The 16,643-nt window shown below is 61.8% G+C and carries 15 protein-coding genes; 6 read left to right on the forward strand and 9 right to left on the reverse strand.

Annotated elements, in window-relative coordinates:
- Positions 1 to 55 precede the first annotated feature (55 nt).
- The 3 genes from AC1RCO_RS18970 to treP form a co-directional block, all read right to left on the reverse strand.
- A complete protein-coding gene (locus AC1RCO_RS18970) occupies positions 56 to 1,279 on the reverse strand; it encodes a maltoporin (RefSeq protein ID WP_152686411.1) in 1,224 nt (407 codons plus the stop codon).
- Positions 1,280 to 1,413: 134 nt separating this feature from the next.
- Positions 1,414 to 3,063, reverse strand: coding sequence for an alpha,alpha-phosphotrehalase (gene treC, locus AC1RCO_RS18975; protein WP_065365257.1), 1,650 nt, complete (start codon positions 3,061 to 3,063; stop codon positions 1,414 to 1,416).
- Between the two features lie 60 nt (positions 3,064 to 3,123).
- The gene (gene treP, locus AC1RCO_RS18980) at positions 3,124 to 4,566 is read right to left on the reverse strand and encodes a PTS system trehalose-specific EIIBC component (protein WP_011063187.1); all 1,443 of its coding nucleotides are present in this window, start codon (positions 4,564 to 4,566) and stop codon (positions 3,124 to 3,126) included.
- Positions 4,567 to 4,795: 229 nt separating this feature from the next.
- Here treP and treR point away from each other — a divergent pair, with 229 nt between their 5' ends.
- The 3 genes from treR to AC1RCO_RS18995 all read left to right on the forward strand — a co-directional run bounded on the left by treR (position 4,796) and on the right by AC1RCO_RS18995 (position 7,111).
- A complete protein-coding gene (gene treR / locus AC1RCO_RS18985) occupies positions 4,796 to 5,500 on the forward strand; it encodes a trehalose operon repressor (RefSeq protein WP_011063188.1) in 705 nt (234 codons plus the stop codon).
- A gap of 145 nt (positions 5,501 to 5,645) precedes the next feature.
- Positions 5,646 to 6,365, forward strand: coding sequence for a hypothetical protein (locus tag AC1RCO_RS18990; RefSeq protein WP_138641126.1), 720 nt, complete (start codon positions 5,646 to 5,648; stop codon positions 6,363 to 6,365).
- A gap of 140 nt (positions 6,366 to 6,505) precedes the next feature.
- Positions 6,506 to 7,111 carry an ADP-ribosyltransferase family protein gene (locus AC1RCO_RS18995; protein ID WP_011063189.1) on the forward strand — a complete coding sequence of 202 codons (606 nt, stop codon included), beginning with the start codon at positions 6,506 to 6,508 and terminating at the stop codon, positions 7,109 to 7,111.
- 78 nt (positions 7,112 to 7,189) lie between these two features.
- Here the strand turns inward: AC1RCO_RS18995 and AC1RCO_RS19000 are convergent, their stop codons facing one another.
- From AC1RCO_RS19000 to AC1RCO_RS19025, 6 genes are all read right to left on the reverse strand, one after another.
- Positions 7,190 to 7,711, reverse strand: a complete 522-nt coding sequence (locus AC1RCO_RS19000; protein WP_053153583.1) for a helix-turn-helix transcriptional regulator — start codon at positions 7,709 to 7,711, stop codon at positions 7,190 to 7,192.
- A gap of 11 nt (positions 7,712 to 7,722) precedes the next feature.
- The gene (locus AC1RCO_RS19005; RefSeq protein WP_065365254.1) at positions 7,723 to 7,995 is read right to left on the reverse strand and encodes a hypothetical protein; all 273 of its coding nucleotides are present in this window, start codon (positions 7,993 to 7,995) and stop codon (positions 7,723 to 7,725) included.
- Positions 7,996 to 8,318: 323 nt separating this feature from the next.
- The gene (guaA, locus tag AC1RCO_RS19010) at positions 8,319 to 9,896 is read right to left on the reverse strand and encodes a glutamine-hydrolyzing GMP synthase (RefSeq protein WP_011063192.1); all 1,578 of its coding nucleotides are present in this window, start codon (positions 9,894 to 9,896) and stop codon (positions 8,319 to 8,321) included.
- Positions 9,897 to 10,000: 104 nt separating this feature from the next.
- Positions 10,001 to 11,470 (reverse strand): IMP dehydrogenase, encoded by a 1,470-nt coding sequence (gene guaB / locus AC1RCO_RS19015; protein ID WP_015636874.1) that lies wholly within the window; start codon positions 11,468 to 11,470, stop codon positions 10,001 to 10,003.
- 116 nt (positions 11,471 to 11,586) lie between these two features.
- On the reverse strand, positions 11,587 to 12,135 hold the full coding sequence (locus AC1RCO_RS19020; protein ID WP_011063194.1) for a hypothetical protein: 549 nt from the start codon (positions 12,133 to 12,135) through the stop codon (positions 11,587 to 11,589).
- Between the two features lie 132 nt (positions 12,136 to 12,267).
- Positions 12,268 to 13,038 (reverse strand): sulfite exporter TauE/SafE family protein, encoded by a 771-nt coding sequence (locus AC1RCO_RS19025; RefSeq protein WP_053153589.1) that lies wholly within the window; start codon positions 13,036 to 13,038, stop codon positions 12,268 to 12,270.
- A 101-nt stretch (positions 13,039 to 13,139) separates the two neighbouring features.
- Here AC1RCO_RS19025 and AC1RCO_RS19030 point away from each other — a divergent pair, with 101 nt between their 5' ends.
- Genes AC1RCO_RS19030 through AC1RCO_RS19040 form a run of 3 tightly spaced genes read left to right on the forward strand, consistent with a single transcriptional unit; the run spans position 13,140 to position 16,288 of the window.
- On the forward strand, positions 13,140 to 14,036 hold the full coding sequence (locus tag AC1RCO_RS19030) for a LysR family transcriptional regulator (protein WP_015636875.1): 897 nt from the start codon (positions 13,140 to 13,142) through the stop codon (positions 14,034 to 14,036).
- A 47-nt stretch (positions 14,037 to 14,083) separates the two neighbouring features.
- Entirely contained in the window at positions 14,084 to 15,463 is a 1,380-nt protein-coding gene (xseA, locus tag AC1RCO_RS19035; RefSeq protein ID WP_011063197.1) for an exodeoxyribonuclease VII large subunit, read from the forward strand.
- A 3-nt stretch (positions 15,464 to 15,466) separates the two neighbouring features.
- Positions 15,467 to 16,288: a peptidoglycan DD-metalloendopeptidase family protein gene (locus AC1RCO_RS19040; protein WP_125062143.1), complete on the forward strand. Its 822-nt coding sequence runs from the start codon at positions 15,467 to 15,469 to the stop codon at positions 16,286 to 16,288.
- Positions 16,289 to 16,643 lie beyond the last annotated feature (355 nt).

The raw sequence follows: 16,643 nt of genomic DNA on the forward strand, positions 1-16,643 counted from the left end.
CACCTGCTAATGATTCCTTGAAGTGCCGATGGAGCGCGAGCCCCGACAGCATCGCTTATTTCCACCAGTACTCGACCTGCAAACCGACGTTCGCCCCGTGCCGGGCGGTGCCGAAGACACCACTGTCGGACAGCGCGGAGCCGGCCGCCAGTTCGTTGGCCGCGCGTTTGGCGGCCTCGTTCCAACTGGCATAGGTGTAATACAGGCGCACCTCGGGCCGCGCCCAGAACTCCGGCCCCTTGGGTGACCAGGTGGGCGCGAAGGTGAACTTGCTGAGTTTGCGGGTGCCCCCGGGCGCCTCCACCTGATCATGACCAAACTCGGTCACCAGCTTGAACTGCTCGGTGATGGCATAGGCCGGGCGCACACCCAGGGAGATCCAGTTCTGGTCCTGGCCGTCGGGGCGAATGTCCTTCTGATAGACCGCCTCTACCTGGCCGCCGAAGCGCGGGGTGACCTGCCAATCGAAGAACTCCACCAGGCGATAGCTCTTGTTGCCGTCATCCAGGTAGGGATTGCCGGTGTAGCCCAGGCCGGTACCGGGCCCCTCACCGTATTGCAAGGCCAGTTTGTTCTTGCCGCCGAAAAAGTCTTTCTGCACATGCTGGGTGGTGATCGCCCAGCCATTGTGGGCACCACGGCGATCGGGCTTTTCCAGGTAACTCAGGCCCAGTTCCAGCTCGCCGCCGGAGTTGGTCTGGAAACCGGCAACGTTGAAGTCGTGACGGCTCACGGCCTGCTTCTGGTAGAGGTTGTCCTTGCGGGAAAAGGCGTAGCTGTATTTCAGATCGCCGATGCGCACGTCCTCGACCCCGCCGCCGGTGGCGCTCTGGTTCCAGTAGTAGAAGTCGGAAATATGGATGTCGTTACGCTTGTAGTAACGGCGCCCGGCCCACAGCGAGCCGCCATTGAGGCTGGGCAGGTTCGACCACTGGGCGTACATCTGCGGCATGCGCGCCGAGCCGTTTTCGCCCTGGAAGGTCAGGTTGCGGTCGTAGCGGTTGTAGAGCGAAGCCATGCCGTCGACGCTGAGCACCGAGCCGTCCTCCAGGGTGTACAGGTCCTGGCGCAGCTCAAGCTCTGCGTACTGCTCACACTCGTTGCCCAGGCGGTACTTGGAGGGCGCGCCGGGCAACTGGAAGCAAGACTGCGAGCCACTGTTCACCGAGGTGCCGAGACCGCTGCGCAGGTAGCCGGCGAACTCCAGGGCCTGGGCCGGAAAGGGCAATGCCAGGCACAGGCAGGACGCCGCCAGGCCGCGATTTATTGTTGTTTTCATAAGCCACCCCATTATTTTTATTGTGATATTTCGATCCGCAGAAGCCGGCTTGCCGACGAACGAAGCCCTGCGCTGTATCTGCAACAGCGCATTCACGGCAGACGCAAACCGCCCGGCAGCTTCTGCGAGGATTGTCAGCAGTCGGTCAGGTGCAGGACGAAGGACTCATAGGGCCGCAGCCGCAAATGCCGGCTGCGGGCGCCATCCCCCGGGTAGTTGCTGATCAGCAGACGCTGCTGCATGCCCGGCTCGATGACCTCCTGCGGCAATTCAACCTCGCACGGCGAACCATAGAAGTTGTTCACCACCAGCAGTCGCTCGCCCTGCCCTTCCCGCACGTAGGCCCAGACCTGCGGATGCTCGGGCAGCAATTGGCGATAGACGCCGTGCTGGATCAAACCCTGCTCACGGCGCAACGCGATCAATTGGCGATAGTGGTGCAGCACTGATTGCGGGTCGTCGAGCTGTGCCTGGACGTTGATCTGGCCAGCGTTGGCCGCAACCTCGATCCAGGGGGTGCCGCTGCTGAAACCGGCATTGGCCCCGGCATTCCACTGCATTGGCGTACGCCCGTTGTCCCGGGACTTCTGCTGGATCGCCGCCATGATGGCCTGCGGCTCTTCACCGGCCTCGCGCTTGAGGCGGTAGATGTTCAGGGTCTCGACGTCGCGATACTGCTCGATGCGCTGGAAATGCGGATTGGTCATGCCCAGCTCTTCGCCCTGATAGACAAAGGGCGTGCCCTGCAGCAGGTGCAATGCGGTGGCCAGCATCTTCGCCGACACCACACGGTGTTCGCCGTCGTCGCCAAAGCGCGATACCACCCGGGGCTGGTCGTGGTTACACCAGAACAGCGCATTCCAGCCGCCACCGGCCTGCATGCCGGTTTGCCAGTCGGAGAGGATGCGCTTGAGCTCGAGGAAGTCGAAATCGGCTCGCAGCCACTTCTGCTGATTGGGGTAATCCACCTTCAGGTGATGGAAGTTGAAGGTCATGGACAGCTCCTTCGACTCCGGGTTCGAGTAGCGGATGCAGTGTTCCAGGCGGGTGGACGACATCTCGCCGACATTCACCAGGTCATGGCCGGCGAACACTTCCCGATGCATTTCCTGCAAGTACTCATGAACGTTCGGGCCATCGGTATAGAAGCGCCGGCCATCGCTCTGGTCCTCAGGGAAGTCCGCAGGCTTGGAGATGAGGTTGATCACGTCGAGGCGAAAGCCGCCGACGCCCTTGTCCCGCCAGAAGCGCATCATCTTGAAGACTTCGGCGCGCACCCGTGGGTTGTCCCAGTTGAGGTCGGCCTGGGTGTGGTCGAACAGGTGCAGGTAGTACTGGCCGGTCTGCGCTTCGTATTCCCAGGCCGAGCCGCCGAACTTGGACTCCCAGTTGTTGGGCTCATCGCGCCAGATGTAGAAGTCCCGGTAGGGGTTGTCCAGGCTGCTGCGGGCCTGCTGGAACCAGGCGTGTTCGATGGAGGTGTGGTTGACCACAATGTCCAGCATCAGCTTGATCCCGCGCTTGCCGGCCTCGGCGATCAGCAACTCGCAGTCGGCCATGCTGCCGTAGCTGGGATCGATGGCGTAGTAGTCGCTGATGTCATAGCCGTTGTCGCGTTGCGGCGAACGCAGGAACGGGGTCAACCACAGGCAATCGACCCCCAGCCAGTGCAGGTAGTCGAGCTTGTCCACCACTCCCAGCAGGTCGCCGGTGGCCTGCCCTTGGTGGCTGTGAAAACTTTTCGGGTAGATCTGGTAGATCACCGAACGCTGCCAGTCTTGCATGGGGGAATCCTTTGGAAAGTGCGAGGGCATTCGCCGGCGAGCCGGCTCCTGCAGGGCCGGTCAGGCCACTCGGTAGCCGGGACGGATGATCTTCAGGCTCAGGCCGCAGGTCAGGACGAAAGGCACCACCAGGGCGACGACCATGCCGATCACGAACATCGGGATGTATTGCGGAATGATCGAGATGAACCCCGGCAGCCCACCGACGCCGATAGCCGAGGCCTGGACCTTGTTCAGCGAGAGGAAGATGCTGCCCAGGGCCGAACCGATCAGCGCGGCATAGAACGGAAACTTGTAGCGCAGGTTGACGCCGAACATCGCCGGCTCGGTGATGCCGAAATAGGCCGAGATCGCCGAGGTCGAAGCCATGCTGCGGTCCCGGGCATTGCGGCTCATGGTGAACACCGCCAGGGCCGCGCTGCCCTGGGCCAGGTTGGACATGACGATCATGGGCCAGATAAAGGTGCCGCCCTGGGTGGAGATCAGTTGCAGATCGACCGCCAGGAACATGTGGTGCATGCCGGTGATCACCAGCGGCGCATAGAGCAGGCCAAAGATCGCCCCACCCACCACCGGCGCCAGGTCGAACAGGGTGACCACGCCTTCGGTGATCAGGATCCCCAGATGGCGGGTCACCGGGCCGATGATCGCCAGAGCCAGCACCCCGGTGACCACGATGGTGGTGATGGGCACCACCAGCAGGGTAATGGCGTTGGGCACCCGGGCCCGCAGCCATTTTTCGATCACGCTCATCACATAGGCTGCCAGCAGGATCGGCAGGATCTGCCCCTGGTAGCCGACCTTCTCGATCTGGAACAGGCCGAGGATGTCGAAGTACGGCAGGCTCTGGCCATCCAGCCCGGCCACGGCCTTGCCGTAGTTCCAGGCGTTGAGCAGGTCCGGGTGCACCAGCATCAGGCCCAGGACGATGCCGAGGATCTCGCTGCCGCCGAAGCGCTTGGCCGCCGACCAGCCCACCAGGGCCGGCAGGAACACGAAGGAAGTGTTGGCCATCAGATTGATCAGGCTCCACAGCCCGTCCAGGCCCGGATAGGCCTCGAGCAGGGTCTGGCCCTCGATGAACATGCCCTTGGCACCCAGCAGGTTGTTCACCCCCATCAGCAGGCCGGCGATGATCAGGGCCGGCAGGATAGGCATGAACACATCGGAGAACACCCGCACCAGGCGCTGCATGGCGTGGGTCTTCTGCGCGCCCTTGTCCTTCACATCGGCAATGGTCGAGGCCGCAAGGCCAGTCTGCTCACGCAGCGCCGCATAGACCTTTTCCACTTCGCCGGGGCCGATCACGACCTGGAACAGGCCACCGGTGAAGAACGATCCCTTGACCAGGTCGATCTGGTTGAGCGTGGCGCTGTCGACCCGGCTCGGGTCCTTCAGGGCCAGGCGCAGGCGGGTCACGCAATGGGCAGCCTGCTCGAGGTTGTCGGCGCCACCGAGGCTGTGCAGCAACTCGCTGGCGATCGTTGAATAGTCGTGGCTCATGCTCGTTCTTCCACCTGAGATTTTTGTTATTGGCAGCACGCCGAGGAGGAAACTACTCGTCTGTACGAGTTAAATCAACAACTCGTACAGACGAGTTTGGATTTTTCTTCGAGCCAACGCTCGAAATGTGCTTTTCCGAGCCGACTCCGGCCTGCCAGGTACATGGACAAATACCCCGCGCAGCCCTTAAGGTGCCTGCCTTGAGCACAGCGCGGCACAGAGCCATCCCATGAGCAAATACAACCAGATCTACAGCGATCTGCTTGCCAGCATCACCACCGAACGTCTGGAGCGTGGCGCCCGCCTGCCTTCGGAAAGCGAACTGATGGACAGCTACCAGGCCAGCCGCGGCACCGTGCGCAAGGCCATCGAACTGCTGCAGGAGCGCGGCTTCGCGCAGAAGATCCACGGCAAGGGCACCTTCGTGCTCTCGCCCAATCCCATCGAGTTCCAACTGGGCGGCATCGTCAGCTTCCAGGAAACCTATCCAGGGCTGGGGGATGACGTCAGCACCGAGGTGGTGGAGTTCAGCCAGTTTCCTCTCGAAGGCCCGCTGCGGGCCCATCTGCAAGCCGAAGAAGGCAGCCTGATCACCCGGATCAAGCGGGTCAGGCGCATTGACGGCAAACGGGTGATTCTCGACATCAACCACTTTGTCGCCGATCTGATTCCAGGGCTGGACCGGCAGATCGCCGAGCAGTCGATCTATGCCTACATCGAACAAACCCTGCAATTGAGCATCAGCTACGCCCAACGCACCATCGAGGCCAGCCCGCGGAGCAAGGACGACCAGCAGTTGCTCGACCTGGACGGCCAGAGCCACGTGATCGTGGTGAGCAACCAGACCTTTCTCCAGGACGGGCGCCAGTTCGAGTACACCGAATCACGGCACACCCTGGACAAGTTCTACTTCTCCGACGTGGCGCGGCGCTGATTCAGCAACCATCTCCGAGGACGCATACGTCTATCAGTGGCACTGGTTGCAGGACACCTTATCCATGTCAGTAAATTGCCGGCCTCTGTAGATCACCACATGGGAGCTTGCTGACTCGATTACTTACACATTGCATGGAGCAGCGATGAACCGACCTTTACTGGCTACAAAAATTGCCTCAGGCCTTTCTGGGTGGCACCAACTTCAAACCGCTCAGAATCTCAACAACTTATCCGGCGAAGACTCCGCCCGGTCCGTCACGGCCCAGATCATAAACGCACAAGGTCAATTTCTTCCGGCAACCAGCCAGCTACCACCCGACTGGGGAAACACAAAAAAACGGGTAGATCTGGCCCTTCTGGGACGTTCGCTTAATACAGTTATCTGGTACGGCGCCATTGAACTCAAATGGCCGAGTTCGGCTGTCGATATGCATCAAGTCCGACAGAATATCTTCCAGGATGCTATGCGCCTGGCATTTATCAGCACAAACGGACTGAGAGCCAGATTCCTCATCGTGGGTGGTGAAAGCAGCACTATCAGCACATTGTTCGATACCCAACATCCCAATGCGCCTGATCGAGAAGGCCGCCGGCAAGCCTTTGCCCGCCTGTTCTCCCGCGACTTGAGCAATCCCCGTGGCTTTCTTCCTTCCAACGAATGGGCGGTAAGCTTTCCGCAGGCCGGCGATAGAGTGCCGCAAACGACGTTCAACGGATTCAATGGCAGATTGAAAACCGAACTCATTGCGCATTCACAATCGAAAATAGGCTCCACCACCGTAGGCTCTGTGTTTATCTGGCAGTGCAGCCGCACCCGCGGCACAGCAGCCCCGAATAGCGGACAAGCGGGTTTGACACCATAAGGGTGGTGCTTCACGGAATCCCGTTTCGATACACTGTCTCCTGAAAATCACCGACTCGGCAGTTTGCACCCAATAGATAGCCTTCGTCCGCACACAGATGCGTCGCTTAATCATCTTGCAAGCTGCCAACAAGGACCTTCATGAACCACCACCAAGCCTTCAAGGCGCATCTGGACACTCTTCCCCACGGTGTAGATATTCTGCGGGTATGCAAAAGCTACAAGACCGCTGAGGACGACTATGCCTTTGAGCTCAACGGTCGCTTAAAGGCCGGCCTGCCTCTGGAAAGATTTTTTAGCGACCTACCGCATCTCAAGAAGCTCATAGGCGCTACGCCAACAGACACCATCACCTTGTTTCGAATGACATCAGAGGCGGAGTTTTCCGTTCCATTACTTCAAGCCCTTGAAGGAACCTTCACCTATCAAGCCTTCATGTCGACTACGAGCGATATCAACGAGCTGGGGAAATTCATCCCGCTATCAGGCGCACCGCTGATCCTTGAAATAGAGTGCCCGCCTGGCATGGCATTCGCGCCTATCGATTTCATTTCTGGAATCAAGGAAGGTGAATACCTGCTTGGCTGTGGAACTAAGTTCCGAATGACTTCCGATCCGCAAGCCCTGAGCGTGGAGCAAGCCAAGGAATACGCTTCAGGACGCAGTGACCTGCGGCTTATAAAGCTCAAGGTCGTCGAGAACCCACCCTATATTGAACCTGACAGCCTCCTCCAGATCAGCGTCTGACTTCATGATCGCCAAGGCAACCTGGCACCTAACCACGCGTAGACCGTATCGGAGCTAGGTTGCCAGGCGAATACCCCATCAGCCCAGCAAGGCCACCAGTTCACCGCTGAGGGGGCCGATGCGCTTCGACTCCTTGGCGGTGTTCACCTGCTGCGCCACCCGCGCCACCTCGATCACCGGGTGCTTGAGGGCGTAGCCGCCCTTGCTGTCCAGCCAGCTCAGGACCTCCGCCAAGTGCCACAGCGAAGCGCTGCCTTCATGGATCGCCAGGGGAAAGCTGTCGGCATGGCCGAGCATCAGCTTGCGCATGTTCTGCCGGGACACGCCGACGATCTCGGCGATCTCGCTGAGGCCGACAAAATCCGGGCTGGCCTCCACCAGCCGCGCTTCGGGAATGATCCGCTTGATATCCCCCAGGGCACTGAGCAGCGCCGCCTCGGCGCTCTCGGCCTCGCGACTGAACTCCAGGGCCAGGCGCCCGGCCAGGCCGGTGCCCACCAGGACGTCGGTGCAACCCGCCGCACCGAGGCGCTCCACCAGTTGCAGCGGATCACAGCCCTCCAGCGGCAGCAGGTAGTTGAGGGTGAACAGGTATTCCATGGTGCTTACTCCTAGCGGGCTGCCGGCGACTTGGCTCCACGCAGCTGGTTCAGGGTGCAGTTATCGATCACCCGGCATAACGCCCGGGCGTGCTGGGTCGGGTTCTTCGGCGTGCGCCATACGCTGGTGATGCAAAACTCGCCACAGCGACACACTTCGTTGTTGTACGGACAGTAGATCCGCCCCCAGGCATGACCACCGCCGACCTCGATGCGCCAGCCCTGCCATTCGGCGTAGCGCAGGGCCATTTCAATGTCCTTCTTGGGATGAGTTGCACGAGCCATCCATAGCCTCCAGTATCGCCAGTCACACAAGGTTGTCAACCGACAACCCTGTACCCTCCGATCAAACCCCGCCGCGAACAAGCCGCAGCAAAAACAGGCGGGGGGAGATCCAAGGGTAGAGAGAAGCCCAGGACAAGGGGCCGAGCATGTCTTACGTGATATTGCCGGAAGCCGAAAAAGCGCCGCTTCCAAAGGTCCTGCAACACAAATGCCGATGTGTACCGCAGGCAATCCCCTAGAAACGACAATGGCGATCGACACCCGAAGGTCCCGATCGCCATTGGCTAACGCGAATGGATCAAGCGCCGATCACTCGGCCCCGATCATTCCCACTCAATCGTGGCCGGCGGCTTGCTCGACACGTCGTAGGTGACGCGGGAGATGCCTTCGATCTCGTTGATGATCCGGCCGCTGACGGTTTCCAGCAGTTCGTAAGGCAGGTGCGCCCAACGTGCGGTCATGAAGTCGATGGTTTCCACGGCGCGCAGGGCCACGACCCAGGCGTAACGACGGCCATCACCTACCACGCCCACGGATTTCACCGGCTGGAACACCACGAATGCCTGGCTGACCTTGTGGTACCAGTCGGCCTTGCGCAGCTCTTCGATGAAGATGTGGTCGGCGCGACGCAGCAGGTCGGCGTATTCCTTCTTCACTTCACCAAGGATGCGCACACCCAGGCCCGGGCCCGGGAACGGGTGACGGTAGACCATGTCGTACGGCAGGCCCAGTTCCAGGCCCAGACGGCGGACTTCGTCCTTGAACAGCTCGCGCAGTGGCTCGACCAGCTTGAGGTTCATTTCCTCCGGCAGGCCGCCCACGTTGTGGTGCGACTTGATCACGTGGGCCTTGCCGCTTTTCGCGCCAGCCGACTCGATCACGTCCGGGTAGATGGTGCCCTGGGCCAGGTACTTGATGTTTTCCAGCTTGCAGGATTCGGCATCGAACACGTCGATGAAGGTACGGCCGATGATCTTGCGCTTCTTCTCCGGGTCGGCTTCGCCGGCCAGGTTATTGAGGAACTGCTCCTCGGCGTTGGCGCGGATCACCTTGACGCCCATGTTCTCGGCGAACATGGCCATTACTTGCTCGCCTTCGTGCAGGCGCAGCAGGCCGTTGTCGACGAAGACGCAGGTCAGCTGGTCGCCGATGGCCTTGTGCAGCAGGGCCGCGACCACCGAGGAGTCGACGCCGCCGGACAGGCCCAGCAGCACGTTGTCGGTGCCAACCTGGGCACGGATCTGGGCAATGGCGTCCTCGGCGATCTTCGACGGGGTCCACAGCGCTTCACAGCCGCAGATGTCGAGGATGAAGCGCGACAGGATGCGACCGCCCTGCTTGGTGTGGGTCACTTCCGGGTGGAACTGCACGCCGTAGTAGCGCAGGTCGTCGTTGAACATGCCGGCAATCGGGCAGCTCGGGGTGCTGGCCAGGATGTGGAAGTCTTCCGGCATCTTGGTGACCTTGTCACCATGGCTCATCCAAACGTCTAGGCCGAACAGGCCGTCGGCGTCGACGTGGTCTTCGATGCCGTCCAGCAGGCGGCTCTTGCCGACTACATCAACCCGGGCATAGCCGAACTCACGCAGCTCGGAACCTTCGACCTTGCCGCCCAACTGCTCGGCCATGGTCTGCATGCCGTAGCAGATGCCGAAGACCGGGACGCCCAGGTCAAACACCGCCTGCGGGCAGCGAGGGCTGTTGGCTTCGTGCACGGATTCGGGGCCGCCGGCGAGGATGACGCCTTTGGGAGCGAATTCGCGGATCGCTTCGTCGTCCATGTCGAACGGATGCAGTTCGCAGTAGACCCCGATCTCGCGCACACGGCGGGCGATCAGTTGGGTGTACTGGGAACCGAAGTCGAGGATCAGGATACGGTGAGCGTGAATGTCGAGGGCCATGGTCAGTCTCGTCTAATTTCAGAAACGACACGGGGCTGAAAAACACAGCCCCGGTTACTAAATTCGTCAATCGCCTCCGGGCCTTGGCCTGGAGGCGATCACTATCAACCTACGCGATAGTTTGGCGCTTCCTTGGTGATCTGCACGTCGTGGACGTGGGATTCAGCCATGCCGGCACCGGTGATGCGGACAAACTCCGGCTTGGTGCGCATTTCTTCGATGTTGGCGCTACCGGTGTAGCCCATGGAAGAACGCAGGCCGCCCATCAGCTGATGGATGATCGCGGTCAGGGTGCCCTTGTACGGCACGCGACCTTCGATACCTTCCGGCACCAGCTTCTCGGCACCCGCGGAGGAGTCCTGGAAGTAGCGGTCGGAAGAGCCCTGGGCCTGGGACATGGCGCCCAGGGAACCCATGCCACGGTAAGCCTTGTAGGAGCGGCCCTGGAACAGCTCGATCTCGCCTGGAGCCTCTTCGGTACCGGCGAACATCGAACCCATCATCACGCAGGAAGCACCGGCGACGATGGCCTTGGACAGGTCACCGGAGAACCGGATACCGCCGTCGGCGATCAGCGGCACGCCAGTGCCGACCAGCGCCGCTGCAACATTGGCGATGGCGCTGATTTGCGGCACGCCAACACCGGCAACGATACGGGTGGTGCAGATCGAGCCCGGGCCGATACCGACCTTGACTGCGTCGGCGCCAGCTTCGGCCAGGGCCTTGGCAGCAGCGCCAGTGGCGATGTTGCCGCCGATCACCTGCACTTGCGGGAAGTTCTCCTTGACCCAGCGAACGCGGTCGATCACGCCTTTGGAGTGACCGTGGGCGGTGTCCACCACCACCACGTCGACACCGGCATTGACCAGCGCAGCAACGCGATCGCCAGTGTCCTTGCCAGTACCGACCGCAGCGCCGACGCGCAGGCGACCCTGGTCGTCCTTGCTGGCCAGCGGGTAAGCCTTGGCTTTCTCGATATCGTTGACGGTCATCATGCCCTTGAGAGCGAAGGCGTCGTCGACGATCAGTACACGCTCGATGCGGTGCTTGTGCAGCAGCTCGCGGACGGCGGTCTTGTCGGCGCCTTCCTTGACCGTGACCAGGCGCTCTTTAGGCGTCATCACTTCACGGACGCTGACTTCCAGACGGCTTTCGAAACGCACGTCACGGGAAGTCACGATGCCCACCAGGTCGCCGTTGTGCAGTACCGGCACACCGGAGATGTTATGCATGCTGGTCAGTTCGAGCAGGTCACGCACGGTGGCGTCGGCCTCGATGGTGATCGGGTCCTTGACCACACCGGCTTCGAAACGCTTGACCTTGCGCACTTCGGCAGCCTGCTGCTCGATGGTCATGTTCTTGTGGATGATGCCGATGCCGCCTTCCTGAGCCATGGCGATTGCCAGACGGGCTTCAGTGACGGTGTCCATGGCGGCGGAAACCAGTGGAATATTCAGCTCGATGCCACGGGTCAAACGGGTCTTAAGACTGACTTCATTAGGCAGTACTTCGGAATAACCGGGCACTAGGAGAATGTCGTCGAAGGTGAGGGCTTCTTGGCTGATACGCAGCATCGCGGGGGCTCCCGGGCGGGAAAATGGAAGCGCGCCATTATACTCAGACAGCTACCCGGGCTCAATGTAAAACTCTGGCTAATATCGCTGGAGTGATAGATGGAGATATCCGCGCGCTACAACTCGACCTTGACCCAACTTATCGGCTGATCCAGCCAGTCGGCGAACTCGTCGATAAAGCTCTGTTTAAAACCCGCTTCGGCCCAGTTGTTGAAGATAAAGCCCAAGTTGGAAAAACCGCATTCCTGAAGAAACAGAAAGCCGTTGATGTCATCTTCATGGCCGCATTCGGGGCAGGTGAAGTTGTCGGTACGCCCTGGCATCCAGTCTTCCAGGCTCTCGAACAGCGCTTCGCCGATTTCCTGCCGGCACTCGGCACAGCCCGCTTCCTCGAGAAAGCCCTTGGCCGGGGTATAGATGCAGCGCTTGGTGATGATTTCCAGGCCATTGATCGGCTCGCCGAAGGGCAGCGCCTCTGGCCGCAGCACCACCTCCCGTGCCCCGGCGGCAATGGCGTGCCCCATGCGATTGCCCGTGCGCCCGCAGGTGCTGAGGCTTTCCTCGACGATGTTCTTGCGCACCAGCCAGCGCACGATCGCCCGGGCCCGGGGCTCGTGCACCGGCAGGGTGGAAATTTTCGGGACGAGGATGCTTTGGGAGTTCATGGATAAGCCTGGAACATGCGGGGACGGTACTCACGCTTTCGCCGGCAAGCCGGCTCCTGTCATCAATTGTAGGAGCCGGCCTGCCAGCGAACGAATTCAAAGGCCCGCAGCTTAATCCCTGGCCCCAGCAGGTCAAGTGCTCAGGTAACGGCCGATCAAGGCAACGCCACTGGCCAGCACCAGCCAGGTCACCAGGCGTACAAAAGCCTCCCGGGACAGTTTCATCGTCAACCGGCGGCCAATCCACGACCCCAAGGCCATCGCCGGCAACAGGCATAGCGCCAATAGCAGCAGCGGCAACTCGGCATAGACCCCGGCCAGGGCGAACAGGCTCAAGCGCACCACGGTGCTGCAACTGATCAGCGCGCTCTGGGTCGCCCGCGCCGGGTCCTTGGGCAGGCGGCTGTTCAGGTAGATGGCATATAAAAAGCCGCCACTGCCGAAGAGTGCGCCAAACAGCCCACCGACAATCCCCATCGGCACCGCCCAGCCGGCCGCCAACTGGGTCGGACGCGCCTTCACCCACAGGCTGTAGATGGCGTAGGCACTGATGAACAGCCCCATCAATAGCAGCAACAGATCGGATTTGAGGTTGAGCAGGAAGATCACCCCCAAGGTGCAACCTACTGCCATGCAGGGCAACAGGCGCAGCAACTCCGGCCTGGCCACATCCTTGCGCGAGGGCAGAAGGTTGCCAAAGGCCGCGACAAAATCCAGGAGCACCAGCAGCGGCACGATCTTCGACAGCGGCATGAACAGGATCAGCACCGGCCCTGCCACCAGCGCCGTACCGAACCCGGCAATGCCGAACACTATGTACGCCAGCGCGATGCCCAGGCCGATCACCAACCAACTGCCCGGGCCGAAAGACCACTGGTTCAAACCCTCGATTACCACGCTCATCGCTGCGACTTCCCAGTTGAATACGCAGTGACTTTAGCCAGCAGTGAGCCTTGCGACTAATATCGTCCAAGTCGCCAACTCATCGCAAAAAGGCATGCCTCGTGATTTCGACCCGCCAACTGCGCTATTTCGTGGAAATCGCCGAATGCGGCAGCTTCAGCGCCGCCGCCGAGCGCCTGTTCGTCGCCCAGTCAGCCCTCAGCCGGCAGATCAAGGAGCTGGAAAACCAATTGCAGACCCCACTGTTCGAGCGCACCGCGCGCCTGCCGCGGCTGACGGCGGCCGGTGAAGCGTTTTTCCCCAAGGCACGCAACCTGCTGAGTGAATTGCACAAGGCCAGCGAACTGGCCACTCAGGTAGGCATGGGGCAATTGGGCACCTTGCGCCTGAGCCACTCCAGCACCGTGCCCATGAGCGGCCGGCTACTCCAGGGCATCGGCAGCTACTTGCAGCATTGCCCTGGAGCCTCGATGGACATCGCCAAGCTGTCTTCCGAGGCGCAACTGGAAGAGTTGGCGCAGGGGCACCTGGATATCGGCCTGTTGCGCCTGCCGGTGTTACGTCAACGGGCAGGTGTACAGATCACGCCCCTGTTCGCCGAACCCTTGCTGCTGGCGGTGCCACCTCAGCACCCACTGGCGCTGGACCCTCCGGCCGGGGGCGTCGACCTGGCCCAGCTTCGCGAGGAAGCCTTCATCTCCATCCCCCACCCCCAGCGGGGCGGCTTGAGTTACCTCTCGGCCGAGCTGTGCATGCGCCAGGGCTTCTTTCCCAGGGCGGCGCGGGTGATGTCGCGCAAGACCACCCAATTGCAACTGATCCAGGCCGGCTTCGGCATCGCCCTGCTGCCCGAGTCGATGCAGGACATCGCCCCGGCCAGCATCCGCTTCCTGCCGCTGGCGGATGCCGATTGCCAGAGCACCGTGGCCCTCGCCTACCGACAGGAGCCGACGCCCCTGGTGGCGCAATTCGTCGAACATTTTCGCAATCACTTGTAGTTGATTTGCGTTGTTCCATTCAGAGACAGGCCTTTAAACTGCGCCCCATGATTAAAGATCCCTTCGCACGACTCGGCCTGGACCGCGAGGTCCTCACCGTCACCCAGCTCAACGGCCGCGCCCGGGTGCTGCTCGAGGACGTGTTCAGCAATATCTGGGTGGAGGGCGAGATCTCCAACCTCGCCCGCCCGGCCTCCGGCCATGTGTACTTCACCCTCAAGGACAGCGGCGCCCAGGTGCGCTGCGCACTGTTCCGGCAGAACGCCGCGCGGGTCCGCCAGGCGCTGAAGGACGGCCTGGCGGTCAAGGTGCGGGGCAAGGTCTCGCTGTTCGAAGGGCGCGGTGACTACCAGCTGATTCTCGACACCGTGGAACCGGCCGGTGATGGCGCCCTGCGCCTGGCTTTCGATGCCCTGAAAGACAAGCTGAGCGCCGAAGGGCTGTTCAGCGCCGAACGCAAAGTGCCACTGCCGGCCCATCCACAACGCATCGGCATCATCAGTTCACCCACCGGCGCGGTGATCCGCGACATCATCAGTGTGTTCCGGCGCCGCGCACCGCAGGTTGTGCTGACCCTGATCCCTACCGCCGTGCAGGGCCGCGAGGCTACGGCGCAGATCGTCCGGGCCCTGCAGCTGGCCGACGCCCGGGGCTTCGACGCGCTGATCCTGGCCCGTGGCGGCGGCTCCCTGGAGGACCTCTGGTGCTTCAACGAAGAAGCCGTGGCCCGTGCGGTGGATGCCTGCGTGACACCGATCGTCAGCGCCGTCGGTCATGAAACCGACGTCTCCATCAGTGATTTCGTGGCCGACGTTCGCGCGCCCACGCCTTCCGCAGCAGCCGAACTGCTGGCCCCCGATTCCAGTGACCTGCAACGCCGGGTCGACAACCTGCATCGACGCCTGGTGATGCGCATGCGCGACCGGCTGGTGCGCGACCGGCTGCGCCTGGACGGCCTGGCCCGACGCCTGCGCCATCCCGGCGAACGCCTGCGCCAGCAGGCACAGCGCCTGGACGACCTGGACATGCGCCTGCGCCGCGCCTTCGAGCGCAGCCTCAATACCCGTCGCGAACGCTTGATCCGCCTGGAAACCCGCCTCGGAGCCCAGCATCCAGGGCGGCAACTGGCACTGCTGCGCCAGCGCCTGGACAGCCTGGCCGAACGCCTGCCCCGGGCCATGCGCGAAGGCCTCAAGGGCCGCCGCCTGCAATTGCACAGCCAGATGCAGACCCTGCATGTGGTCAGCCCCCTGGCCACCCTGGGGCGCGGTTACAGCATCCTGCTGGACGATCGCGGGCAGGCCATTCGCAGTGCCGGCCAGACCCGCCCAGGCCAGCGCCTCAGTGCCCGCCTGGGCGAAGGCGAGCTGCAAGTACGCGTCGAAGACAACCACCTGACGCCCGTCACCCTTTCTCTACTGGATTGATCCATGCCGCGTTTTCTCTGCTCCCTGCTGTTGCTGTGCCTGGCCTTCAATGCTCACGCCGACAGCTACATCACCCGCCTGCTGAACAAACCCGTGCCCGGTGGCGTAGCGGTGGTCGACCTGGGCAGCGCCGCCCAGGCGCCCAAGGCCAGCTACCAGGGCAAGCCGGTGCTGGTGGTGAAGGAGCAGAACAACTGGCTGGCGATTGTCGGCATCCCGCTGACGGTCAAGCCCGGCACTCAACAAGTAAGCGCCGGCGGGCGCAGCCTGAACTTCGTGGTCGGCAACAAGAAATACCCGGAGCAGCACATCACCCTGAAGAACCAGCGCCAGGTCAATCCGAACCCGGCGGACCTCAAGCGCATCGACGGCGAGTTGGCGGAACAGATCCGCGCCTACCGCAGCTTCAGCCCCAACACCCCAAGCAACCTGCTGTTGGACAAGCCGGTGAATGGCCCCCTGTCGAGCAAGTTCGGCGTACGCCGTTTCTTCAACGGTGAAGAGCGCAACCCTCACGCGGGCCTGGACTTCGCGGTGCCGGCAGGCACACCGATCAAGACCCCGGCGGCGGGCAAAGTGATCCTGATCGGCAACTACTTCTTCAACGGCAACACCGTGTTCGTCGACCACGGCCAGGGCTTCATCAGCATGTTCTGCCACATGTCGAAAATCGACGTGAAGATCGGCCAGTCCCTGGCCCGTGGCGCCGTGGTGGGCAAGGTGGGGGCGACCGGCCGCGCCACCGGGCCGCATATGCACTGGAACGTCAGCCTGAATGATGCGCGGGTCGATCCGGCCATCTTTATCGGGGCCTTCCAGCCCTGATCGCGCAGCGCCGCTTGCCTGCATCAGGCATTGATTCAGCGGCGAGCCGACGCCCACAGGGATTGCGCAGCCCTACTCGACTGCGCAATCGTTAGTATTCTTTCAAAGAATACCCAGCATAAAATCTCGATATAGCTTTGTTTTCGAGTATTCCTCTCAATTTTTTTCGACTGCTTGCCATCTCTCACCCCAGTGGTTAGGGTTGAGCACATGAAAACCTCTCACACCCTCATTCAGCGTCGTCAACACCGGAGCCTCTGCCTCGTCAGCGCACGACTGCCAGGCTGAATCGCGGTGCCTCATCCCCCTGCGTCAACCTCACTCTTGACTCACCGGCAGGCCGCCTCTTTTCGGC

It is taken from the genome of Pseudomonas sp. GW823-FHT03E05, from assembly GCF_058796855.1.